24 protein-coding genes are annotated in these 22,970 nt (G+C 71.5%); 9 read left to right on the top strand and 15 right to left on the bottom strand.

Annotated features, from left to right (window positions below; genetic code table 11):
- Positions 1-368: 368 nt before the first annotated feature.
- From DEJ01_RS13700 to DEJ01_RS13680, 5 genes are read right to left on the bottom strand one after another with little or no spacing between them, the layout of a single operon-like run.
- On the bottom strand, positions 369-758 hold the full coding sequence (locus DEJ01_RS13700) for a hypothetical protein (protein ID WP_146247627.1): 390 nt from the start codon (positions 756-758) through the stop codon (positions 369-371).
- A 7-nt stretch (positions 759-765) separates the two neighbouring features.
- Positions 766-1,554, bottom strand: coding sequence for a signal peptidase I (locus DEJ01_RS13695; protein ID WP_258375724.1), 789 nt, complete (start codon positions 1,552-1,554; stop codon positions 766-768).
- Entirely contained in the window at positions 1,551-2,447 is an 897-nt protein-coding gene (locus tag DEJ01_RS13690) for a hypothetical protein (RefSeq protein ID WP_111093322.1), read from the bottom strand. Before DEJ01_RS13690 ends, DEJ01_RS13695 begins: the two co-directional genes overlap by 4 nt.
- On the bottom strand, positions 2,444-3,022 hold the full coding sequence (locus DEJ01_RS13685; protein WP_111047202.1) for a TasA family protein: 579 nt from the start codon (positions 3,020-3,022) through the stop codon (positions 2,444-2,446). Before DEJ01_RS13685 ends, DEJ01_RS13690 begins: the two co-directional genes overlap by 4 nt.
- 45 nt (positions 3,023-3,067) lie before the next feature.
- Positions 3,068-3,622 (bottom strand): alternate-type signal peptide domain-containing protein, encoded by a 555-nt coding sequence (locus DEJ01_RS13680; RefSeq protein WP_111022073.1) that lies wholly within the window; start codon positions 3,620-3,622, stop codon positions 3,068-3,070.
- 393 nt (positions 3,623-4,015) lie between these two features.
- Between DEJ01_RS13680 and pnuC the strand changes: the two genes are divergently transcribed.
- From pnuC to DEJ01_RS13660, 4 genes are all read left to right on the top strand, one after another.
- A complete protein-coding gene (pnuC, locus tag DEJ01_RS13675; RefSeq protein ID WP_111093321.1) occupies positions 4,016-4,681 on the top strand; it encodes a nicotinamide riboside transporter PnuC in 666 nt (221 codons plus the stop codon).
- A 90-nt stretch (positions 4,682-4,771) separates the two neighbouring features.
- Complete coding sequence (locus DEJ01_RS13670) at positions 4,772-5,404, top strand: hypothetical protein (RefSeq protein WP_071404264.1); 633 nt, start codon at positions 4,772-4,774, stop codon at positions 5,402-5,404.
- Between the two features lie 84 nt (positions 5,405-5,488).
- Positions 5,489-5,923, top strand: coding sequence for a chemotaxis protein CheY (locus DEJ01_RS13665; RefSeq protein ID WP_111093320.1), 435 nt, complete (start codon positions 5,489-5,491; stop codon positions 5,921-5,923).
- Positions 5,920-6,228, top strand: coding sequence for a transcriptional regulator (locus DEJ01_RS13660; protein WP_111022077.1), 309 nt, complete (start codon positions 5,920-5,922; stop codon positions 6,226-6,228). The genes DEJ01_RS13665 and DEJ01_RS13660 overlap by 4 nt, the downstream gene beginning before the upstream one ends.
- 10 nt (positions 6,229-6,238) lie before the next feature.
- Here the strand turns inward: DEJ01_RS13660 and DEJ01_RS13655 are convergent, their stop codons facing one another.
- The 6 genes from DEJ01_RS13655 to DEJ01_RS13630 all read right to left on the bottom strand — a co-directional run bounded on the left by DEJ01_RS13655 (position 6,239) and on the right by DEJ01_RS13630 (position 13,534).
- Positions 6,239-7,456, bottom strand: a complete 1,218-nt coding sequence (locus tag DEJ01_RS13655; protein WP_111093319.1) for an ABC transporter permease — start codon at positions 7,454-7,456, stop codon at positions 6,239-6,241.
- Positions 7,453-8,388, bottom strand: coding sequence for an ABC transporter ATP-binding protein (locus DEJ01_RS13650; RefSeq protein ID WP_071404266.1), 936 nt, complete (start codon positions 8,386-8,388; stop codon positions 7,453-7,455). The genes DEJ01_RS13655 and DEJ01_RS13650 overlap by 4 nt, the downstream gene beginning before the upstream one ends.
- Before the next feature lie 261 nt (positions 8,389-8,649).
- Complete coding sequence (locus DEJ01_RS13645; protein ID WP_111093318.1) at positions 8,650-10,308, bottom strand: glycoside hydrolase family 13 protein; 1,659 nt, start codon at positions 10,306-10,308, stop codon at positions 8,650-8,652.
- Between the two features lie 32 nt (positions 10,309-10,340).
- On the bottom strand, positions 10,341-11,255 hold the full coding sequence (locus tag DEJ01_RS13640; RefSeq protein ID WP_111093317.1) for a carbohydrate ABC transporter permease: 915 nt from the start codon (positions 11,253-11,255) through the stop codon (positions 10,341-10,343).
- Positions 11,255-12,223, bottom strand: a complete 969-nt coding sequence (locus DEJ01_RS13635) for a carbohydrate ABC transporter permease (protein ID WP_111093316.1) — start codon at positions 12,221-12,223, stop codon at positions 11,255-11,257. The genes DEJ01_RS13640 and DEJ01_RS13635 overlap by 1 nt, the downstream gene beginning before the upstream one ends.
- A 12-nt stretch (positions 12,224-12,235) precedes the next feature.
- Positions 12,236-13,534, bottom strand: coding sequence for an ABC transporter substrate-binding protein (locus tag DEJ01_RS13630; protein WP_111093315.1), 1,299 nt, complete (start codon positions 13,532-13,534; stop codon positions 12,236-12,238).
- Positions 13,535-13,666: 132 nt separating this feature from the next.
- On the opposite strand from DEJ01_RS13630, the gene DEJ01_RS13625 reads away from it, so the two are divergent.
- Entirely contained in the window at positions 13,667-14,896 is a 1,230-nt protein-coding gene (locus DEJ01_RS13625; protein ID WP_111093314.1) for an ROK family protein, read from the top strand.
- Here the strand turns inward: DEJ01_RS13625 and DEJ01_RS13620 are convergent.
- Positions 14,808-15,500, bottom strand: a complete 693-nt coding sequence (locus tag DEJ01_RS13620) for a CoA pyrophosphatase (RefSeq protein ID WP_258375723.1) — start codon at positions 15,498-15,500, stop codon at positions 14,808-14,810. The two genes, DEJ01_RS13625 and DEJ01_RS13620, sit on opposite strands and share 89 nt — an antisense overlap.
- Positions 15,501-15,683: 183 nt before the next feature.
- On the opposite strand from DEJ01_RS13620, the gene DEJ01_RS13615 reads away from it, so the two are divergent.
- From DEJ01_RS13615 to DEJ01_RS13600, 4 genes are all read left to right on the top strand, one after another.
- Complete coding sequence (locus DEJ01_RS13615) at positions 15,684-17,015, top strand: esterase family protein (RefSeq protein WP_111093313.1); 1,332 nt, start codon at positions 15,684-15,686, stop codon at positions 17,013-17,015.
- Between the two features lie 44 nt (positions 17,016-17,059).
- Entirely contained in the window at positions 17,060-19,519 is a 2,460-nt protein-coding gene (locus DEJ01_RS13610; RefSeq protein WP_111093312.1) for a bifunctional lysylphosphatidylglycerol flippase/synthetase MprF, read from the top strand.
- 38 nt (positions 19,520-19,557) lie between these two features.
- Positions 19,558-20,091: a hypothetical protein gene (locus DEJ01_RS13605; RefSeq protein WP_111093311.1), complete on the top strand. Its 534-nt coding sequence runs from the start codon at positions 19,558-19,560 to the stop codon at positions 20,089-20,091.
- A 98-nt stretch (positions 20,092-20,189) separates the two neighbouring features.
- Positions 20,190-20,660: a hypothetical protein gene (locus DEJ01_RS13600; RefSeq protein WP_146247626.1), complete on the top strand. Its 471-nt coding sequence runs from the start codon at positions 20,190-20,192 to the stop codon at positions 20,658-20,660.
- A gap of 48 nt (positions 20,661-20,708) precedes the next feature.
- Here the strand turns inward: DEJ01_RS13600 and DEJ01_RS13595 are convergent, their stop codons facing one another.
- From DEJ01_RS13595 to DEJ01_RS13585, 3 genes are all read right to left on the bottom strand, one after another.
- Positions 20,709-21,068, bottom strand: a complete 360-nt coding sequence (locus DEJ01_RS13595) for a hypothetical protein (RefSeq protein ID WP_146247625.1) — start codon at positions 21,066-21,068, stop codon at positions 20,709-20,711.
- Positions 21,069-21,147: 79 nt separating this feature from the next.
- Positions 21,148-22,398: an MFS transporter gene (locus DEJ01_RS13590; protein ID WP_111029948.1), complete on the bottom strand. Its 1,251-nt coding sequence runs from the start codon at positions 22,396-22,398 to the stop codon at positions 21,148-21,150.
- A complete protein-coding gene (locus DEJ01_RS13585) occupies positions 22,383-22,955 on the bottom strand; it encodes a transcriptional regulator (protein ID WP_111055498.1) in 573 nt (190 codons plus the stop codon). The genes DEJ01_RS13590 and DEJ01_RS13585 overlap by 16 nt, the downstream gene beginning before the upstream one ends.
- Between the last annotated feature and the right edge of the window lie 15 nt (positions 22,956-22,970).

Raw genomic sequence — 22,970 nt, 5'->3', positions numbered from 1 at the left:
GTGCGGGGTCGTGGCGGGGCACGGGGCGGGCAAGTTCGCACGGGTCGGGAGATCCGGCACGGTGCGGTCGTGCGGCTCTGGGCACGAGCTCGCACCGGGAGCGGGAACGCGCACGGAGTCGCCGCCGCTGCACCGTGCGCATGCTCGAGGAACCGGCACGAATGACGAACCCGGCACGGTGCGGTTCCGTGGTCGCGTCCGTGGGGCTCACCCGGAGCCGCACGGTGTGGGGTTCGTGGGTCCGGGCGGTCGCGGTGGCTCGGTGCGGGATCGTGGCGGGGCACGGGGCGGGCAAGTTCGCACGGGTCGGGTGACCCGGCACCGCACGACGAACCCCGCACCGTGCGATTCCGTGGCCGCTGGCCGCGTCAGTCGGTCGCGCCCCGCGGGGGATCGACGAGCAGCCCGACGCGGTCGTCCAGGTAGTCGGCGAGGGGGACTGCGGCGCCGGCGGTCGGGGACCACCGGACCGAGGGCACGTCCTCGATGACGACGAGTACGCCCTCGGCGCCGACGAGGGAGTCGTCGACGGGGATCGGGACGGCGCCGTGGTTCACCGTGTCACCAGCGTCGAAATGGCCCTTCGCGGCGGCGGCGCGGTAGGCGCGACGGACCTCGGCGGAGACCGACTGGTACTGCGACCGACCGGGTTCGGTGACGCGGGTGATCGACCCGGTGGCCCAGACACGGCCGGCGGTCTCGGGGGACGACCCGATCAGCAGTGCTCCGACCCGCCACACCCGGCCGAGGGGTCGCATAGTCGGGTCACGACGGATCCCGAGGACCGCCTTCGGCTGCACGTACTCGCCGAGTGCTTCGTCCGGGACGTCCGCGCCGCGGAGCCGTCGTGCCGCTGCGTCGAGGAGCTCCCGCGCCCGCTGCACTCCGTCCGTCACGTCCACCGAGCCTAGACCGGGTGGTGGTCGTGTTCTCGGTGGTGGTCCGCTCGACGTGGTGCGCTGCGCTGCGGCGTCCGTGGCTGGTGCCGGCGCGGCTCGTGCCGGCGCGGCGACGACGCGCGGCACTCACGAAGCCCGCGGTCATCATCACCGCCCCGTACGTCAGGAGCACGCCGGCGACCGCGGGGATGAGCCAGCTCCGCGACCCGTTGACGACCTGGTTGACGATGCCGATCTCCGGCACGGAGTACCAGACCACGCCGCGGATCTGCACGGCGGTGACCAGTGACGGGTCGGCCTCGGCGTTGTTGTCGCCCTTGAGCACGAAGGTCCGCTCGCCGTCGGACGACGACGACACCGAGACCACGCGGTGGCTCACGACCGCGGGCTGGCCGGACACGATCTGGTAGGTCACGACGTCGCCGACCCGGATCTCGTCGATCGGGGTCGGACGGACCACGAGCAGGGTCCCCGGCGGCAGTGTCGGCTCCATCGACTGCGTCAGGACGGTGAGTGGCATCGAGCCGGTGGCCTTCGGCACGACGATCAGCACGACCGCCAGGGCCGCGACGAGCAGCAGGAGTCCGGTACTGAGACCGAGCACGACGGCGTGGACGACGGCGCGCCAGCCGGAGCGCGGGGTGGGGGTGCTCATGCGCCGCATCGGATCGCCGCCCCGTTGTCCTGCGTGAAGAGCGTGACCTTGCCGGTGCCCGCGACGGTGCTCGTGGGGTTGCCGGCGCTGTCGAGCACCTTGACGGTGACGGTCAGCGTGCCAGCGGTGCCGGCGCTCGCGGGGACGTCCGGCGGGGCGATCGTGATGAACGCGGAGTAGTCCTGCGCCTTCTGCCCGACCGGGGTCGAGCCGACGAACGCGCCGTACCAGGTGTCCATCGGCCGGTTCGCGGCGTCCCACCGGATCTCGACGTACCAACCGCCGTGGTCCGTGCAGACCAGCGAGGGCGTGGTGTCGACGGTCGCTGCCGGGGTGGACAGGGTGAAGCCGCCGGCGACGATGCCCGAGGTCCAGGTGCCGCTCGTGACGGTGAGGTTGACGTTCACCTTGGCGGTCGAGCCGGCCGGAGCCGACGACTGCAGGGTGCTGCGGGTGCACCAGACGGCGGAGGCGCCGGCGGCCAGCTTCGCGCTCATGCTCGGCAGCGACGCCCAGGTGCCGGTGACGGACCCGGTGCCGACGGCCGTGCTCGTGGTGCAGCCCGCGGTCGAGGCGACCGGCCAGGCGACGACGGTGACGGCCTTGGCGAGCGCGGTCGAGCTGCCGGACACGACGGAGACCGTGGTGGTGGCGGTGCCGGCGAGGGTGCCCGAGTCGGTCAACGTGATCGGCTTCGTCGTCGAGGTGACGCTCGACGAGAACGCCGTGGTGAGGGCGCTCGTGCCACCGATGGACGCCGCGACCGTGCCGACCGTGGTGCTCGCCGCGGTGGTGCCCGACGCGCTCCACAGTGCCCACGCGGCGCTCGAGGTGCCACCGACGAACACGGCGGTGAGGAGCACGGCGACGAGGAGCCGGAGGCGGCGGTTCATGCGGAGACCTGCGTTCCCGTGACGGTGAGGGTGAAGTCGGTGGTGGCGCCGGCGACGCTCTGCGGGGCGTCGGCGTCGAGCGCCATCTCGAGGCAGGCGATGCCGCTGACCCCGGCCGGCAGGGTGAAGGACCCGGTGCCGGTGTCGAAGGTGGCGAGCCGCGCGCTCGTGCCGGTGAGCCCGGGCACGCACTTCGCGGCCGAGGACACCATCGCGAGGTGGAGCGTCAGCTCACCGGTCGCCGCCGCGACGGACGACTTGGAGGCCGTCGTCGTGACGCGCATGGACAGGGGGATCGAACCGGTGTTCCGCACCGTGAAGGTGCCGGTGGTACTCGTGCCCGGCCCGAGGACCGCGGTGTTCATCGCCGTGGTGCTGCCGACGGTGATGGTCGCCGTGGCGGAGCGCACCGTGGTGGCTCCCGTGCTGGCGGTCCCGTTCCAGAGGGCGTACGTGCCGCCGGCGCCGAGGAGCGCCGTTCCGACCGCGACGACCAGGGCGATCGCGACCGGCCACACCCAGCGGTACCGTCGGGCTGCGCGGTGGCGTCCCGTCGTCCGCGGTGTGGCGGTCATGTGCGTGCTCCTGGTCGTCGTGGTCGGTGGGGTGCGATCGGGGGATCAGGAACCGATCGCGGTCTGGGTCAGCGTGAAGGCCAGCGCGCTGAGGTTGATCGAGCCGCCCTGACCGGTGGTCGCCGACGAGGGGAGCGTCACCGTGAAGACGACCTTGACGGTCGACGTGGACGAGGACGGCGAGACCACGAAGGTGTTCGTGTTCGACGAGGACTGCACGACCGAGGCGCTCGTCGACGTGACGGCCAGCGTCTTCGTCGTGGCGGCGAGCAGCGCGGCGTCACCGGTGATGCTCTGGTTGGCGTAGGTCAGGTTCGCCTTGAGGTCCTGGCCGGTCGCGCCGATGTTCAGCGTCTGCGTGAACTGGAACGTGTTGCCCGGGACCATCAGGGCCTTCGTCGGGTCGATCGCGGTGGAACGACCGTTCGTGATGTCCGTCCACGCGCCGTCGTTGTTGGCGCTCAGCGTCAGGGTGCCGGCGCTCACGGCGGACGCGGCGCTCGAGGCGCTGGCGTTCCAGAGGGCAAACGTGCCCGCACCGCCGAGGAGGAGTGCGACGCCTGCTGCGCCGGCGATGGCACCGGTGACGATCTTGTGCATGGGGTGGTTCCGTTCCTGCGTGCTCGGGGCACGCTGAAGCCCACCGGGGACATTCGGGCGTCGTGTCCGGTGGGGAGGTTGTCATCGACCCAGTGGTTGGAGGGGGTCGCGGCTGACCGGTGCCGAGAACGGTCGCCGGGCCTCGGAGCGCATGTGCTGCTGCTCGGGCGGGCTGGACTCGATCTGGCGTCGACGTTACCTGTCCCCCAAAGTGCCGACAAGCGAGAACGAGCGTTCACCTGGACCCCAGAACGGGGGTCATTTTTGTCCCCGCTAGGGAGGACATGGTTTGTACCCCGGTTTCTGGGTGCGTGCTCCGCGTATGCAGAGTGATCACAGAAGGAATGCCGGTACGTACGGCGTCGTTGCACCGTCCGGAAACGAGGAGGGCCCATGGACATCGTGCGCTGGTTGTTCGACGCGCAGATCGTCATCGGCGACCAGACGGTGCTCTGGCGCGAGGTGATCGGCAACGTCTTCGGGCTGCTCAGCGCCCTCGGTGGCATGCGCCGGAAGGTATGGGCCTGGCCGGTCGGGCTGGTCGGCAACGCCCTGCTCTTCACCGTCTTCATGGGTGCGCTCTTCGACACCCCGAACCCCGTCAACCTGCTCGGGCAGGCCGGCCGTCAGGTCATGTTCATCATCGTGAGCATCTACGGCTGGTACCGGTGGACGCACCGCCCCGAGGACGCGACGACCGTGATCGAGCCGCGCTGGGCCTCCTGGCAGACCCGTCTGCTGCTCGTCGTCGGCATGGTCGGCGGCACCGCCCTGCTGACCCCCGTCTTCCGCGCGCTCGGGTCGTACGAGCCTGTGTGGAGCGACGCGTGGATCTTCGTCGGATCGCTGCTCGCCACGTACGGCATGGCGAAGGGGTGGGTCGAGTTCTGGCTCATCTGGGTGGCGGTCGACCTGGTCGGCGTGCCGCTGCTGTTCTCCGCCGGGTACTACGCCTCCGGGTTGATGTACGTCTTCTACGGCGTCTTCACCCTGACCGGGTTCTTCGTGTGGATGCGCCAGCGGGTGCGGCCTCCGGCGGCGCCCGTCACCGTCGGCTGACCGCCGTGATCACGACGCGCTGACGCGGCCCGGAGCACGGCCCCCGCTCTGGGACGAGACAAACGGCCCGGAATGCGCTGCAATGGTCGGATGGAACCCCTGCACGGCGAACGCGTCGAGGACGACGAGTCCCTCGCAGAGCGCACGGTGCGCGCGGCCATCCGTGCCTACCGGCTGCACCCGTTCGACACCGTCGACGCGGCTGTCGTCGCCGAGGTGGCCGGCATCCCGCTCGAGACCGTCGAGCGGCTGTTCCCGACCTGGCACGCCCTGCTCCTGGTCACCTACGACCGGTGGGCGCAGCTGCGGGGGACCCGGCGGAAGAACCCGCCCACGTGCACGATCGAGCACGTCCGCCTGACCCTGGCCGAGGACGTCGCCGACCCCGGGCTCGTCCGGGTGCTCGCGGGGCTGATCACCGTGGCCAGCTCGGAGTCCGGGTTCGCCGAACTGTTCCGCAAGCGGTTCGAGGAGTACGCCGAGCAGCTGACCGTCGGGCTGCAGCGCGACTTCGACAAGGGCTCGGAAGAGGCCGGCATCCCCGCGTACCAGGCTGCGACCCAGCTGCTCTCGGTCTACGAGGGGCTGCAGATCCAGATGCTGGTCCGCCCGCACATCGACGTCCTGGTGGAGTTCGACCGCGCGGCGAACACCCTGCGCCAGGGATGGAAGCGGCACGCCGTCCCGTCGTGGGACCTCGACGAGGCACCCGTCCGCGTCTGAGCGCAGCGGCAAGGTCTCCGGTTTGGAAAGTGCTTGCCAAACTGGAAAGTCATTGCAACACTGGTGTCAACGAGAGGGGACACCATGGACGACACCACCGCACGACCCGGACCCGCTGAGGCGGCCCGACTGCTCGACCAGGCGGACCGGATCGGCCGACGCGCGCACGACGCCGTCCGCTGGCCGTACGTCACGTTCATCACCGCGCTCGGCGTCGCGACCTCGCTCGGCACGCTCGGCATGGGGCTCACGACCGGGGACGCGTTCGCCGCCGTCTACGTCGGCACCCTCGTGGCCCTGTTCGCCCTGGTGGTGTTCTTCATGGTGAGCATCCGCGGCCGCTCGGCCTTCGCCCGGAGCCGCCGCTGGACCGTCTACATCGCAAGCTGGGCGGTCACCTACCTGGCGGCGATCGCCGTGGTCGGGTGGGTGCACGGCTCGGTGCTCTGGTCGGGCATCACCTCGGGGCTGCTGCTGCTGGTCGCCCTGGTGTGCGCGGCGCGCGAGGCCCGCTCGTGAGCACCACCGACCGGGTGCACCCGCGGCACGAGCTCGATGACCTGCTGCAGCACCCCGTGCGCTTCTCGGTGATCGCCGCCCTGACCCGCGCGGGCACCCTCGGGTTCCGCGAGGTGCGGGACGCGGTCGAGGTCAGCGACTCGGTGCTGAGCAAGCAGGTCTCCGCGCTCGAGGCGGCCGGCTACGTGTCGGTGGGGAAGGGGTTCGTGGGCAAGACGCCCCGCACGTCGATCACCCTGACCGCGTCGGGTCGGGCCGTCTGGGCCGCCCACCTGGACGCGCTCCGCCGCATCGCCGCCGGCTGATCGGCGGGGATCAGCCCCGCCGCCCCCGCCACGACAGCACCTGCCGCACCGTCACCTTCGACCCGTACTGCGCGACCGAGTGCCGGAACAGGTACTCCGCGAACCACAGCAGCAGCCCGGCGACGACGAACACCTCGACGATGCAGACCACCGACTCCGTCACGGTCAGGGCCCCGACGGCGTTCCGCACCATCGCGGTGATCGGCGTGAAGGTCGGGAAGTACGTGAAGAACTGCGCGACGGGCGACGTCGGCGTCGTCATCACGAAGAACGCCGCGTACAGGGGGATGATCAGCGCGAAGATCGCTGCCGACTGCAGGGCCGAGGCGTCCTTGATCGACGGGACGGCGGCCCCGACGGCGACGAACAGCCCGGACGCCAGCAGCACCCCGCCGACGAGCAGCAGCGCGCCGGTCACCATCCGCCACGGGTCGACCGTCAGCCCACCGAGCTGCGACGACACCAGCGGCAACGCGACGAGCAGCCCGACCAGGCCGGGCACGACGAACACGCTGACCTGCACGAAGCCGACGAGCAGCATCGCGATGACCTTGCCGCGGATCAGGTCACCCGCGGTCACCGTGGTCAGGATCATCTCGGAGATCCGGTTCTCCTTCTCCTCGACCACGACGGTGACCATCCGGGCGGCGAGCAGGATGACGAGCCCGAAGAACGCGGCGACGAACAGGAACGGCGGCACGACGGACAGCCAGCCCGGCGCGACCCGGCCGTCGGCGTAGGTGGTGACGTCGGTGGCGGGCGGACTGCGGAGCAGCTGCACGGTCTCGGGGTCGTCGACCGAGGCGGCGACGCTCTGCTCGAGCACCCGCTCGGCCAGCGACGAGTAGACCCCGTTCCCGAAGAGTCCGCGGTCGGCGGCGTCGACCCGGATGGCCGTCGTGGACGGCGACGACGGGAACACGATGAAGGCGTCGAGGTCACCGGATCGAACGGCTGCGCGGTCGGCGGCGGCGTCGGTGGAGGGGGTCCCGCCCCACTTCGCGGCCACGGACTCCGACACCAGGCCGGACTCGTCGACGTAGTGGAACGGGGTCTTGGTGGCCGACGACCCGGACACCACGGAGTTGGTGCCGGCAGCCTGCCCGATGCCCACGAGCAACGAGACGACCACGATGACGACCGGCAGCGCGAGGGTCCCGATCCAGAACGCGGGCTTCTTGACCGCGCGGACGAACTCGAACCGGACGACCGTGCCGAGGTTGCTCATGCCGCTGCCCCGTCGGTCGACGCCGCAGCCAGGGCATCGTGCCCGTAGACCTGCACGAAGATCTCGTCGAGCGGGATCCGACGCATCTCGAACGCGGTGACGTGCACCCCGGCCGCGACCAGTTCTGCCAGGACGTCCGCACCGTCCGGAGCGGCCGCCTGGGTCGGGACGAGGTAGGCGACGTGCCCCTCGTGGCGCGCGAGCCGGTACAGCGGTGACTTCGGTACGGGGCCGTCGAGCCCGACGCGGGCGACGGCGCCGCCGAAGGCGTCCTGCACGTCGGGCACGGATCCGTACGCGGCGGCCCGGCCGTCCTTGAGCAGCAGGATGCGGTCGCAGAGTCGTTCGACCTCGTCCATGTGGTGCGTCACGAGGACCACGGTCGCCCCGTCGGCCTTCCGTTCGTCGACCAGGTCGAGCAGGAGCCGCCGGTTCACGGGGTCGAGGCCCTTGGTCGGTTCGTCGAGGATGAGCAGCCGCGGCTGGTCCATGATCGTGATGCCGAGCTGCACCTTCTGCTGCTGCCCGCCGGACAACTTGTCGACGCGCAGCTTCGCGCGGTCGGCGAGCCCCACCCGGGCCAGGTAGTCCATGCTCCACGCGGTCGCCTCGGCGCCGCGGAGCCCGCGCAGGCGCCCGAAGTAGGTCATCACGTCGATGACGGACTCCTTGCGGTACAGCCCGCGCTCTTCGGGCAGGTAGCCGATGCCGCCGGTGGCCGGTCGGTAGGGGCGGCCGTCGATCGTCAGCGTGCCCGCCGTCGGGGTGGTGATGCCGAGCAGGGCCCGGATCGTCGTGGTCTTGCCGGAGCCGTTGCTGCCGAGCAGCCCGAACGTCTCCCCGGGGGCGACGTCGAACGACAGCCCGTCGACCACGTTGCGGTCCCCGAACCGCATCACGAAGTCCTGCACGCTGATGCTCGCCCCGCTCATGCGGCGACCCTACCGGGACTTCCTTCCCAGAACGGCCGCGATGGGATGCGAGAACGGGCGTACCTGGTCGGAACTCTCGACCCGGTACGCCCGCTTCCGGCAGGTACGCCCGTTTGGACCCGGTACGCCCGTTTCCGCCGGGTACGCCGGGTACGCCAGGTTCCGCGGGCAGACGCGGGCAGACGACGGACGGGAGGCGCGGTGCCAGCTGGCACCGCGCCTCCCGTCCGTCATCCGGTCGCGCCCAGGGCGTGGGTCGCGTCAGGAACGCAACCAGGCCGTCCCCACGCCCGACAGGGCGCCGTCGACCACGGGGGCCGAGGCGAGCAGCAGCTCGCCGGCCGGCAGCGCGAAGGGCTCGTCGCCGAAGACCGTCACGCTCGTCCAGCCGTTCGGCCGACGGAACGCGAGCACGTCGTCGCGGCCGGTCTCGATCCACTCGAGCTGTTCCTCGGACTGCAGCTGGCCACGCAGGCCGAGCGCCTTCCGGTACAGGTTCAGGGTGGAGTCGGGGTCGGCGTCCTCGGCCTCGACGCTGGAGTCGGCGAACCACGCCGGCTGCGGCAGGTGCGAGCCGTCCGGACCGAAGCCGAACGACGAGCCGGTGCGCGTCCACGGGATCGGCACGCGGCAGCCGTCACGACCGACGTCGACGCCCGGGTTGCGGAAGAACGCCGGGTCCTGGCGGTCGGCGTCCGGGATGTCGCCGACCTCGTGCAGGCCGAGCTCCTCGCCCTGGTACAGGTAGGCGGAGCCGGGCAGGGCGAGCTCGAGCAGCGTGGCGGCCTGTGCGCGACGGAGGCCGAGCGACCGGTCGAGCGCGTCCTGCGAGCCACCGGCGAGCAGCCAGGCGCTGCCCTGCTTGTCGGTGCCGCCGGCGCGGGGCGGCAGGGCGTAGCGGGTGGCGTGCCGGACGACGTCGTGGTTCGAGAACACCCACGTGGTCGACGAGCCGGACTGCTCGGCGAGGCCGAGGTTGAACTCGATGATGGTGCGGAACTGGCCGGCGTCGAAGTCGGCCTCGAGCAGGTCGAAGTTGAACGCCTGACCGAGTCCCTCGGCACTGGCGTAGCGGGCACGGCGGTGGGCGGGGACCCAGGCCTCGGCGACCGCGGTGCGGGCCGGCGTGTACTCGTTGAAGACCGTCCGCCACTCGGCGTAGATCTCGTGCACGTCGTCACGGTCCCAGAGCGGGTGCGTGCCGTCCTTCGGCATCTCGGCGAGCTCGGCCCAGGTGGGCAGGGTCTCGCCCAGGTCCTTCGCCAGGCCGTGGGCCACGTCGATGCGGAACCCGTCGACGCCGCGGTCGGACCAGAAGCGCAGGGTGTGCAGGAAGTCGTCGCGGACCTCGCGGTTCGCCCAGTTCAGGTCGGGCTGCTCCTTCGCGAAGCTGTGCAGGTACCACTGGCCGTCGCCGACGGCGGTCCAGGCCGGCCCGCCGAAGATCGAGATCCAGTCGGCGGGGGCCTCCTCGCCGGACGGTCCGCTGCCGTCGCGGAACACGTAGCGGTCGCGGGCGGGGGAGCCCTTGGGTGCTGCGAGTGCCTCGCGGAACCACTCGTGCCGGTCGCTCGTGTGGTTCGGGACGACGTCGACGATCACCCGGATGCCGGCGGCGTGCAGTGCCTCGACCATCCGGTCGAAGTCGTCGAGGGTGCCGAGGCGCGGGTCGACGTCGCGGTAGTCGTCGACGTCGTAGCCGCCGTCGGCCAGGGCGGACGGGTAGAAGGGGCTGAGCCAGACGGCCTCGATGCCGAGTGAGGCCAGGTACGGCACCCGCTCGGTGATGCCGGGCAGGTCGCCGATGCCGTCGCCGTTCGCGTCGGCGAACGAGCGGGGGTAGATCTGGTAGACGCTGGCCTGGCGCCACCAGGTCTCGTCGTGCGAGGTGGCGGCGGGCTGGGTGAGGGTGTCGGTCACGTCGGGCCTTTCGTTCGAGGGGTGTGTGTCGGTCACTTGATGGCACCCTGGGTCACGCCGGCCATCACCCACCGCTGGGTGACGAGGTAGACGATGATCGCCGGGGCCATCGCCATCAGGTACGAGGCGAACGACACGTTGTAGTTGTTGCTGAACTGCGTCTGGAACATCTGCTGCAGCACCGGCAGGGTCTGCAGCGCCGGGTCGGAGGTGATCAGCGACGGCATCACGAAGTCGTTCCAGGACGCGAGGAACGCGAAGATGCCGACGGTGGCGCTCATCGGTGCCAGCAGCGGGAACACGAGTCGCCAGAACACCTGCCCCGTGCTCGCACCGTCGATGCGTGCACTCTCCTCCAGTTCCGCCGGGATCGACCGCAGGAAGGCCGTGAAGAGCAGCACGCTGAAGGACAGCTGGAACATGACGTGCAGGATCGCGACACCGAGCGGGTTGTCCAGGTGCGCGAGTCCGGTGAGCTTCACCTGCGACAGTGCGAGCACCGGGAACGGCAGGAACATCGCCGCGAGCAGGTAGAAGAACGACCAGCGGAACAGCCGGCGGTCCCAGTTCCGGGCGATCGCGTAGGCCGTGAACGAGGCGAGCAGGATCGTGCCGACGACGGTGATCGCGGCGACGAACACCGAGACCCCGAACGCCCGCGGGAAGTCGGTCAGCTGCCACGCCTGCACGAAGCCGTCGACGCTGAACGGTGCCGGCAGCGAGAACGCGTTGCCGTCGACGGCCTGGCCGGTGGTCTTGAACGCCATCGTCAGGGTGACGTACAGCGGCACGAGCACCGACAGCGCGCACAGCACGAGGACGACGGTGACGGGCCAGTTCGAACGAGCGCGGCCGGCCTTGCCCGAGCCGGCGGACCGGTCGGCGTCGACGGAACGGATGCTGCCGGTCGCGGTGGTCCCCGGTCGCAGGGGTGCTTGCAGGGACATCAGAGCGCTGCCTTCCCGCGGGTCGCCCGCAGCTGGATCACGGCGATGACGACCGCGATGACGAAGAAGATCGTGGCGTTCGCCATCTGGTAGGCGTAGTCGCCGCCGTTGAAGCCCTTGAAGATCGACATCGCGACACTGGTCGTCGAGGTGCCGGGGCCGCCGTCGGTCAGGCCGACGATGATGTCGTACGAGTTCAGGAAGTTCTTGAACCCGATGACCAGGTTGATCAGGATGTAGCCCGCAGTCAGCGGTGCGGTGATCGAGACGAGCTGCCGCCACGCGCTGGCACCGTCGAGGGCTGCCGCCTCGTACACCTCGCCGGGGATCGAGAGGACGCCGGCGATGTAGATGAGGAGCGTCGACGGGATCGCCTGCCAGGCGGTGACGACCACGATCGCCAGCCAGGCCAGGTCCGGGTTCGCCAGGATGCTCTGCTCGAGCGGCCCGAAGCCGATCGCGGTGGCGAAGGCCGGCAGGCTGTTCGCGAACAGGAACGAGAACACGTAGGCGATGACGATGCCCGAGATCACCATCGGCAGCACGAACACCGCACGCAGCGCGATCTTGCCGCGGATCTTCGACGTCAGCGCGATGGCCAGCAGGAACGCGATCGCGTTCACGACGATCACGGTGACGAGCGAGAACCCGAGCGTGAACAGGTACGCCTGCAGGATCGCGGGGTCGGAGAACACCGCGATGTAGTTGGTGAGCCCGGTGAACCGGAACTCGCCGAAGCCGACGGAGTTCGTGAAGCTCAGCACGATGCCCATCACCGCCGGCAGCGTGATGGCGAGCGTGAAGAGCACCAGGGTGGGCAGCAGGAACGCCAGGAAGAGCGGGTCGACGCGGGGCTTGCGTCGTCCGTCCCGCAGTCCCTTCCGTCGTCCGGCCTGGAGGCGCGGGGCGGCTCCGCCACGGCGGCGGCGGTTCGCCGTCGTGATGGATTCGGTGGTCGTGGTTGCCATTCGGACGTCTCCTTACGCGGCCGTGCGGAGCGCGAGACGCGCCCAGTCGGCGTCGAGGGTGCGGAGCTGGCGCTGCGGGTCGCCGCCGAAGGCGATCGACTGCGCGTAGTTCGCGACCGGGATCTCGGCGGGGATGAGCTGCGAGGCGCCGAGGTAGAAGGCTGCGTCGTCGTAGTACGACTGCATGCCGCGGAGGGCGGGGTTCGACGCCGGGGGAGCGTCCTTGCGCACCCCGAAGCCGTTGTTGTCCGCGTTGTACTTGTCGTTGACCTGCTTGGTCATCAGGAACGACAGGAACTCGCGGGCGGCCTCCTGCTTGCGCGACGCCTCCGGGATCCAGAGCGCCAGGTCGACGTTCACGCGGACCTTGCGGTCGGCCGGGTCGTCGGTGACGGGGAGCGGGAAGGTGCCGAGGTCCATGTCCTTCGTGGTCTTGGCGATCTCGCCGAGGGCCCACGGTCCCTGCAGGTACATGCCCGCCTTGCCCTGGGCGAAGGCGAGGTTGCCGTCGCCGTACCCGCGGCTCGCGGCGCCGTCCTGGTGCCAGGCGCGGAGCTGCACCATGCGCTCCATCGGCTTCCGCAGGTCGCGCTCGAACGAGACCGCGGACCCTTCTCCGACGTTCGTGCCCTCGCGCCGGAGTGCCTCGAAGGTCGCCGGGGTGTCGATCATGCCGCCGATCGAGTAGTCGAACATGCCCTGGGCGATCGTCCACTTGTCCTTGAACGTGCCGTAGATCGGCGCGATGCCGGCCTTGGTGAGGCGCTCGCACACGTCGGCGAACTCGCTCCACGTCGTCGGGACCTCGAGCCCCTGCTGCGCGAAGAGCGCCTTGTTGTAGATCACCGACGCCGCCGTCACCGAGTACGGCAGGGCGCTCTTCCGGCCGGGGTAGTCGGCGGTCTGCTCCATGAGCGGCCACAGGTCGGGGTTGATGGTGTCGGCCTGCGGCAGGTCGGACAGGTCGGTCAGCGCGCCGTGCTCGACGAACGGCACGACCGAGAAGTTGTAGTTCCAGCAGCCGAGGTCCGGCGGCCGGTTCCGCACGAAGTTCGCGGACATGCTCGAGGTCGAGTCGCGCACGACCCGGACCTTCGACTGGCTCTGGTGGAACTGCGCGATGACGTCGTCGAAGTAGCCGATGACCTCGGGCTTCGACACGTAGAACGTGATGGTCTCCGGCTTGGCGCTCGAGGACCCGATCGGGGCGCATCCGGCGAGCGCGAGGCCCGCCCCGATGCCGCCCGCTCCCAGCAGGAACCCGCGTCGGCTGACCGATGCTGCGCTCCTGGCGGTGGCGTGTGCTTGCACGTCGTCTCCGTCCGTCCGGACCCGGCGTCCCTGCCGTTCCGTCCCGCGAGCGGCTCCGATGCTGCCCGCGGAACTAAATGTAGCGAGAAAATCTAATTCCGCAAGGAACTCGTCGCGCGATAGGGTCACGACATGCCGCCACCCCGTGGAACGAGCGCAGAGACGCTGCTCGCGTACGCCTTCGACTCGTCCGCGTTCACCGCGACCGAGGCGATCGACGCCACCGGCCTGACCCGGTCGACCGTGCTCGGGGCGGCCGAGGAGCTCGTGCGGCTCGGCTGGCTCCGCGAACTCGACGATGCCCGGGCCGCGGGGGAGTACCGGATGGGACGCCCCGCCCGTCGCTACGAGCTCGACACGGTCGCCGGGGTCGTCGTCGGTGTGGACGCCGGCCAGCACCGGGTCACCGCCTTCGTCGCCGACCTGCGCGGCACGGTGCTCGGTCGCGCCGAGGGGTCGCTCGGAGAATCAGGCCTCGACGTGCCCGTTCGACTCGGGGTCCTCGCCGACACCGTGGCCGCCGCCCTCGCCTCGGCCGACGTCGACCGCGGACGGGTCCTGGTCACGGTCGTGGGCATCCCGGCGCCGGTCGACGCCGCCGGTGCCTCGCCCGACGACGGCGGCTTCTGGGTCCGGATGAACCCGGGGTTCGCCGACGCCGTGCCGGACGGGCGGGTGCTCGTCGAGAACGACGCGAACCTCGCCGCGCTCGCCGAGCGGCCGTCCTCGGGCGACGCCTCGTTCGCGGCGTTGCTGTCCGGCGAACGCTTCGGCGCGGGCCTCGTCGTCGACGGGGTCCTGCTGCGCGGTGCCCACGGTGGCGCCGGGGAGATGCGGGTGCTCGAACTCGTCGAGGGTGTCGGCTCCTCCGACGGCATCGGCGCGGTCGCCCGCACCTTCGTGGCCGACGCCGTCGCCGCCGGGCACATCCCCGCGGACGCCGCGCTCGCCGCTGACGCCGCCCTGGTGTTCGCGGCCGCACGGAGCGGTGATCCGGTCGCGCGCGCGATCGTCGACCGTCTGGGGGACCGCCTGGCCCGGGTCTGCATCCTGCTCGCGAGCCTGCTCGACATCGACCGCGTGGTGGTCGCCGGCGCGATCGCCCAGCCCGCGGTCGCCGTGATCGACCGCGCGCGCGAGCTGCTCGCGAAAGGGCACTTCGACCCGGTGCCGGAACTCGTCGCGTCGTCGCTCGGGGCCGACGTCGTCGTCATCGGGGCCGTGGCCCACGCGGTCGACGCGGTGCGGGCCGACCCGCTGTCGTTCCCGGTGCTCAGTAGGGCAGCGGCACCTCGAGGCTCCGGTCCCACGGTTCCGTCCAGCCGAGTCGGTCGAACAGTGCATCCAGCAGCATCGCGGTGAAGCCCCACACCAGGTGCTCGTCCCCGTCGGCCTCGATGGTGAACGCCGGTCCGCGCCACTCCTGACCACTGCGGCGGATCACGGTCACGCCGCGGTTCGCCGGGTCGAGCAGGTCGGCCACGGGGACCCGGAACACCGCCGCCGACTCGTGCTCGTCGACGACGCGGATCGGTGAGGGGTCGCGCCACCAGCCGATGACGGGCCGGACCAGGTGGTTCGAGAACGCCAGGGGCACGGCTGGCAGGGCGCCGAGCACCTCGACGCCAGCGGGGTCGAGCCCCGTCTCCTCCTGTGCCTCGCGGAGGGCGGCGGCGACGGCGTCCGCGTCACCGGGGTCGATGCGTCCACCGGGGAACGCGACCTCGCCGGCGTGCGCGCGCAGGGTCGTGGCCCGGGCGAGGAGCAGGACGTCGAGGTCCCGCGGGACACCGGGCGCTGCCGCCGGTCGGTCGCTCGGCGTGTGGTCGAGCGCGCCGAACAGCATCAGGACCGCGGCCCGACGTGGTGAGGCCGTGCCGCCGGGTTCGACGAGCGGCCCACCGTCACCCCAGCCGTCCGCTGCGACCGCCGCGAGTGCAGCCCGTACCGATCCGTCGTGCGTCACCCGTTCACCCTAGGTGCGCGCCACCGAGCGGCCCCGCGGCAGCGTCGCACCGGACGCCTCACTGGGCGTTGTTCGAGTGCCGCCTGGGAGCCGCACAGGTGGGAACTGTGCGAACCGGAAGCGCCTCGGTGCCCCGTTCGCAGCGGGCCGCCGCCACGATTGCACCGTCCGCCGGGAGGCCCCATGTTCCACGATCTGCTCCGACCCCTGTTCCACGTCGCCGTCGTCGCGCCGACCGTGCTCGTCCCGGTCGACGTCGCCGCGGGGCTCCTCACCGTCGCCGCGCTGCTGCCGGCGTTCGGTCGTCACTCCCGGCATCCGGTCCGGGGCCTGCTCTGGCGACTCGGCGCCGTGGCCGTCGGCGCCGCGATCGGGCTGGTCGCGGTGTGGTGGTTCGGGGACGTGCAGGACCTGTACGGGGTGTCGTTCACCCCGATCACCCGGATGTGGGTGGCCCTTGCCTTCGGTGGAGTCGGGCTCCTCGTCGTGACGGTCGTCCAGGGCGGCTGGCTCCGCCGCGTGCTCGGCGTGCTCGCGGCGGTGGCGGTGGCCCTGGCCGCCGTCCTCGGCGTCAACGTCGACTTCGGGGCGTACCGCACCATCGAGCAGGCCGTGACGACCGATCCGTACCCGTCGGGTCCGCTGGGACACGAGACGGGGGTGGGACGCGCCTCCAGTCCGGTGGTGGACCCGGCCACTTGGCGGGCCCCCGCCGGCATGCCGCGACGCGGGAAGGTGCTCTCGGTCACCATCCCGTCGACCGTCTCCCACTTCCACGCACGGCCGGCGGTGGTGTACCTGCCGCCGGCCGCCCTGACCGAGCGACCACCGACCCTGCCGGTCGTCATCAGCCTGGCCGGGCAACCCGGGCAGCCGAGCGACATGTTCCAGGCCGGTCGGCTCGGCGCGGTGATGGACGCGTTCGCCGAGGCCCACCACGGACTCGCCCCGATCGTCGTCGCGCCGGATCAACTCGGGGCACCGGACCGGAACCCGATGTGCGTCGACTCGTCCCTCGGCCGTTCCGCGACGTACATCATGACCGACACCACGAACTGGATCCGGCAGCACCTGCGCGTCGGAGCGTCCCCCTCCGCCTGGGGCATCGTCGGGTTCTCGCAGGGCGCGACGTGCGCCATGCAGTTCTCCACCGCCCACCCCGGCGTGTTCGGCACGACCTTCGCGATCTCGAGCGAGCTCGCACCCCTGAACGGCTCCGTCCAGCACAGCATCCGGTACGGGTTCGGCGGCTCGGCCTCGCGGTACGCCGCAGCGGCACCGCGGGCGATCATGCGGGCGCACGGTCCCTACCCCGGGCACCTGACGGTGTTCGCCTACGGCAGCGACGACGCCCCCTACGTCGCCTCGACCACGGCACTCCGCGCCGCCGCGAACGCCGCCGGCATGCGGACCCGGCTGTTCGTGTCCCAGGGCTCCGCCCATGACTGGAACACCGTCCGCTACGCCCTGCGCGTCGGGATGCCCGGCGTCATCGCGCACCTGGGCCTGCGGTGAGCGCGGTGGTCGCGGCCCTCGCGTGGGCGCATCCGAGACGGCTCGTGCCGGCAGCTCGTCGGTACCCGCTGACGAGCGTCGTCTCGGCCCTGACGATCGTCGCCGGCATCGCCGCCGTGGTGCTCAGGTGCCTCGGCACGAAGGACGGCCGGACGCCCGACACCCTGGGCGGGACGATGGGTCCGCTCGGCGTGGTCGCGGTGACGAGCAGTGTCGTCGGGTTCCTCGTCACCTTCGTCGCCGTCGTGGTCTGCACCGCGGCGTCCGAACGGCTGCTCGGCTGGCGGCGCACCCTGCTCGCGATGGTCGTCACGACCGTGGTGGGGACCGGGCTCGGCGCCCTGCTGCAGCTGTTCGACGGCGCCCCGGCGAACCGCGGTTTCCTCGTGCACCTGGGGCACGTCGGACCCTGGACGTGGATCGTCGGCACCATCGTCACCGCGAGCGCGTTCGCCGGCGCCCTGTGGCGACGCCGGATCCGGGTGGTGTCGATCGCCGTCGTCGCGGCACTGCTGCTCTACGCCGGACACGCGTCCGACCTGCACGCTGCGCTCGCCCTGGTCGTCGGCCTGGTGCTCGGCCGCGTGCTGCGACGGTCGCCGGTGCGGAGCGGCTGGACCCGGAGTTCATCACGCGAGACCCGGGTGCTGCTCGTGGCCGCGGTGACCGTGTCGGCCGTCGGACCCGTCCTCGCGCTCGTCACCGGTGCCCAGTTCGGGCTGCTCGCCCCGCTCGCCGTGGTGCTCGACACCGGGCCGACCGGACGGATGCCGCACTGCTCGGTGACCGGGGTGACCGCCAGCTGCGTCCGGGCGCTCGCCGAGGTGCACCCGCACGGCCTGTTCCACTCGCTGCTGGCCGTGATGCCGCTCGTGGTCCTGGCGGTCGGCGCGGTGGGACTCCGGCGCGGGAGCCGGTTCGCACTGTGGCTCGTCGCGACCGTCGACCTGGTGTCCGGCGTCGCGACCGCCGTCTCGTACGGGGTGCTGCCCGAACGCCACCACGCCGTCGTGCAGCGCCTGGCGTCGGACCACCTCGCGGTCTCACTCTCGATCGCCGCGTCGGTGCTGGTGCCGATCGCGACCGCCGTGGTGCTCGTCCTGCGCCGCGCGGACTTCCCGGTCCGGACCGACGAGCGACGACTGCGGACCTTCGTCCTGACGGTCGCCGGTTCGGCCGTGGTGCTCGCGGTCGTCGTCGTCGGTGTCGCCGTGGCTTCGGGCGACAGCGTGCGCGAGCCCCTCCACCTGGCGCTCGCCGTGCTCGGCCCGATCGCCCCCGTGACCCTGCCGACGCACCTGGCGCAGGCCGACCCGGCGCTGCGGTTCGTCGTGGGTGTCTCCGGCCCGCTCCTGTGGCTCGCGGTGGCGATCGCCGCGGTCCGGCCGACCGGGGCCGGGCGCTCGGACAGCGACCTCGACGGGCAGGACGCCGCTCGGGTGGCCGCTCGGGCGCTCCTGGTCGCCGGCGGTGGTGACACCTTCGGGTGGATGACGACCTGGCCCGGCAACGAGTACTGGTTCACCGAGGACGGCCGAGCCGGGGTCGCCTACCACCGCACCGGCAGCGTGGCCGTGACGACCGGCGGCCCCTTCGGACACGAGGACGCGCGGCTGGCGGCACTCGAGGGCTTCGCACGGGCCGCGGACGACCACGGCTGGACGCCTGTCTTCTACGGCATCGACTCCACCCTCGGCGCTGCACTCGCCCGGCTCGGTTGGACGACCCTTCCCGTGGCCGAGGACGCCGACCTCGACCCGCGTACCTGGACGACGACGGGCAAGCGCAAGCAGGACGTCCGCACGGCCGTCAACAAGGCCGCACGATCCGGCACCACCGCGCTCTGGTCGGACTGGGCCTCGCTGCCCGGCTCGGTCACGCGCCAGATCGAGGCGATCTCGGAGGAGTGGGTCGCCGAGCGCGAACTGCCCGAGATGGGGTTCACCCTGGGCGGGATCGACGAGATGCGCGACCCTGCCGTCCGGACGCTCGTCGCCCTGAGCGAGGACGGCACCGTCCTCGCCGTCACCAGCTGGCTGCCGGCGTACCGCGCCGGGCAGGTGGTCGGATGGACGCTCGACGTGATGCGCCGCGCGCCGGACGCCCCGAACGGTGTGATGGAGTTCCTGGTCGCGAGTGCGGTCGACCGGATGCGCGCCGACGGTGCCGAGCGGCTCAGCCTGTCCGCGGCCCCGCTCGCCTCGTCGGCCGAGCCGCAGGGGGCCGGGCGGAGCGGCGTCGAATCGGTCCTCGACGTCGTCGGCGGTGCGCTCGAGCCGGTGTACGGGTTCCGCTCCCTGCTGCGCTTCAAGGCGAAGTTCGGGCCCGACCTGCACCCCCTGGTGATGGCGTACCCGGACCCGGTGGCGCTGCCCACGATCGGCGTCGCGATCGTCCGTACCTACCTGCCGGGGCTGTCGCTGCGCCAGGCGGTGGCGATCGTGCGGGAGCGGCGTCCGGCACACGGGGTCCGGGCCGAGCCGTCGGCGGAACGAGTGGGCTGACCCGGACGGGCCCGCCGCACCGTCGGTACGTTCGGAGCATGGGAACCGAACGGGCCGACGGACCGGCCGTGGACGAGCACGATCCGTACGAACGCCGCCCCGGTTACGTCACGAGTGTCGACGGCCGGACCGACCGGATGACCACGGACATGTTCGTCGGCGTCGCGGTCGGGTTCGTCCTGGTGATCGTCTTCGGGTTCTTCCAGCTCGTCGAGTGGATCGCGATCGGAGCGGCCGCGGTCATCGGCGCGGCGGTGTGGTTGGTCCTGCGCAGCCGGCGACGGCGTGCAGATCGCCGCGCTGGTCGGTCGCCGGACGCCGTCCCGCGTGCTCGGGACCGGGCGATCGCCGAAGCGAATGGCGGTCGCCGGTTCTTCGTCGCCCAGAACCCGGTCGTCGTCATCGTCATGGGCGCGATCTTCATCGGCGTCGCGGTCGCGCCGCTGCTGTTCGGCGGGGTCTCCGTCGGTCGGATCGTGACCGGGGTCATCGTCGTCGCGAGCGGCGTCGTCTGCATCGTGCAGGGGATCGGCACGCTGCGGGTGCGTCGTCGGGAGCGCAGCGGCGGCTGAACCTGTTCGTGGTGGAGGCCGCTGTCGGTGTCAGGATCCGTCGTTCCACGACATCTCTCAGTGAGCGACCCCTGCTCCGACCGAAGGAGAGACCACCGATGAACGCCCGAACCCGCGTCAGCGTCACAGCTTTGGCCGCCTGCGTCATGGTCGCCGCCCTCAGCGGTTGTGCTGCGAGCACCGCGACTCCGTCGCCGTCCGCCACCACGGCGATGACCGGGGACAAGACCCCGGTGCCGTCCCAGTCTCCGACCGCGACCGACGCCGCGACCCCGGTGAACCAACCTCCGTCGACTCCGTCGTCGTCCCCGTCGCAAGACCCCGGGACGTCGGCGCTCGCGCAGCACATCTACGACGAGTGCAGCAAGGGGGCCGCGGATGCCGGGGTCACCCTGACGTTCACGAACGACCCGTCGGGGTACCCGGGCAGCGACGGGACCTACCAGCTCATCTACCCCTTCACGTTCGACGACGGGCACACCGACCCGTATGCCATCTACAACTGCACGCTCACCGACGACACGGTCGACTCCTCGTACGTGAGCAGCGGGATGACCGACAGTCACTGACCCCGGTCGGTGACGGTGCAGGCGTCAGGTGACAACCCCACCCGCCGGTCAGGGTGGGAGTTCGCGCGACCAGTAGTCCGCTCGGACCACGAGGAGCTCGCCCTGGACCTCCGACGTCAGATTGACGACGCGGGGATCCCACAGCGTCCCGGGCAGCCTCGCGAACGGTTCAGTGCCCAACGTCGTCGACAGTTCGGACGGGCTCACTCCCGTCGGCGGCTGCACGGACACGACCGACCAGCATCCACCGGATGCGCACTCCTCGTCCTCGTGGACCACCCTGCTTCCCGCAGGCAGGGGGATCGACGACGACGTCGGCACGTCGCCTTCCGTCGCCCCCGCGAACAGCAGTGCGGCGCGCAGACCGATGAACAGGACGGCCGCGGCAGCCACGACCAGAACGGTCACGACGATCGCTCGTCGGGTGTCCGTCCGGTGCCTGGTCACCTCCGCAGCCTAGGCGGCGGTTCGGGCGGACCACCGGACGTCAAGCCGCCGACACCGTGACCGAGCGGCGTTCCATCAGCCGCCATGATCCGCCGAGCAGCGGCGTGAGCGTCACGACCGTGTACACGACCGCGACGACGGCGAAGGTGGCCTCGACCCCCACACCGTCGGCAGCGAGCCCGGCGAGCAGGCCGCCGACGGGGATGCCCGCCCACGCGCCGGCACCGAGCAGGCCGAACACCCGCGCGCGCATGTGCTCCGGGATCCGCTCGAGCTCGACGGCTCCGAGGATCGGGTTGATCGACCCGGCCGCCAGCCCGGACAGCGCAGCCGAGGCGAGCATCCACGGCAGGCCGAGCCCGAGCGCCGGGACCACCAGGGACGGCCCGCCGGCGAGCACGAAGCACAGGGCGAAGACCAACCGCCGTGGCACGCGGTGCGCCACGTACCCGAAGGCGACGGAGCCGAGGAACGCCGCACCCCCGAAGACACCGGTGACGAGCCCGAGCGCCTGCGCGCCGCCGAGCTGCTGGTCGGCGTAGAGCGGCAGGAGAGTGGTCGAGCGTGCGGCGTCGAGCAGGTTCGTCACGAGCACCAGCGCGACCACGAGCCGGAACAGGGGATCGCGGACGCAGAACCGGAACCCGTCGGCGATGTCGCGCCAGTACCCCTGCGACTCCACGGGCTCGCCGGACGCGACCGGCGCCACCGCACCGCGGACCGTCAGCGCCATGAGCATCGCGGCTGCCCCGAAGGCGATCGCCACGCAGGCGAGACCCGGCATCGGACCGAGGACGGCGACCAGGGTCCCGCCGAGGGGCGCACCGATCAGCACCGACAGCCGTGACGACGCCTCGAAGTGGCCGACGGCACGTTCGAGCGGCACGCCTGCCGCGGTCGCGAGCCCCGGCAGGAGCACCCGTCGGGCGGACTCACCCGGGGTGTCGAACAGCCCGCTGACGAACACGAGCGCGAGGAGCGCCCAGAACGGCAGACCGACGGTCCAGGCGAGCACCGGCATCGCGAGCAGGGTGAGCCCGCTGACGACGTCGGACGCGACACTCGAGCGGACGAAGCCGACCCGCTCCACGATGGCACCGCCGAACGGGCCGCCGAGCACGATCGGCACCGTCGCCATGAACGCGGCGATGCCGACGTCGGTGGCGGAGCCGCCACGCGCGAGGACGGCGAACGGCACGGTGATGGTGGTGATGACGTTCCCGATGCGCGACACCACCTGCACCGCGAGCAGTGCGCGCAGTTGCGCCCGGGGGCTCAGCCGCGAGGCCATCGGTATGCCTGGTTCAGCACGAAGACCTGCTCGGAGCCGTCGCCGGCGTGGTGCTCGGCAGCGACACCAGCCCAGCGGTCCACGACGCCGCGGAGTTCCTCGCCCATGTCCTGGAGCTCGGCTGCCGTGAGGCGGAGCACGCGGTCCGAGCTCGAGGACGCGGACACCCAGTCGCGTCCGAGCGTCGGCGCGAGGTCGACGAACGCCTCGTAGTTCGCGGCGTACACGCGGGCGACCGCGTGGTCGAGGGTGTTGGTGGCGAGCAACCGCTCCGGGTCGTCGAGCGCATCGGCGAGCTCCCACACGGAGGCGTCGTGCGCGGCTCGCCACCAGCGCTCACGTCGGTCCGTGCCCGCGTCGGGAGCGGGTTCGATGAAGCCCGCGGCGGCGAGTCGGGTGCAGTGGTAGCTGATCGTGCCGGGCGCTTCGTCGATCACCTCGCCGATCGTCGCGGCGGTTTGCGGGCCGTTCGCACGCAACAGGCCGAGGATGCGCAGGCGTGTCGGGTGAGCGAGGGCGCGCATCTGGGCGGGGTCGTCGATCCGTCCTTGGGTCATGGTGCGACCCTATAC

Source organism: Curtobacterium sp. MCLR17_040, assembly GCF_003234735.1.
GTDB classification, from domain to species: Bacteria; Actinomycetota; Actinomycetes; order Actinomycetales; family Microbacteriaceae; genus Curtobacterium; species Curtobacterium flaccumfaciens.
Note: the sequence above shows the minus strand (reverse complement) of the source record. Positions and strands in the feature narration are given on the sequence as shown.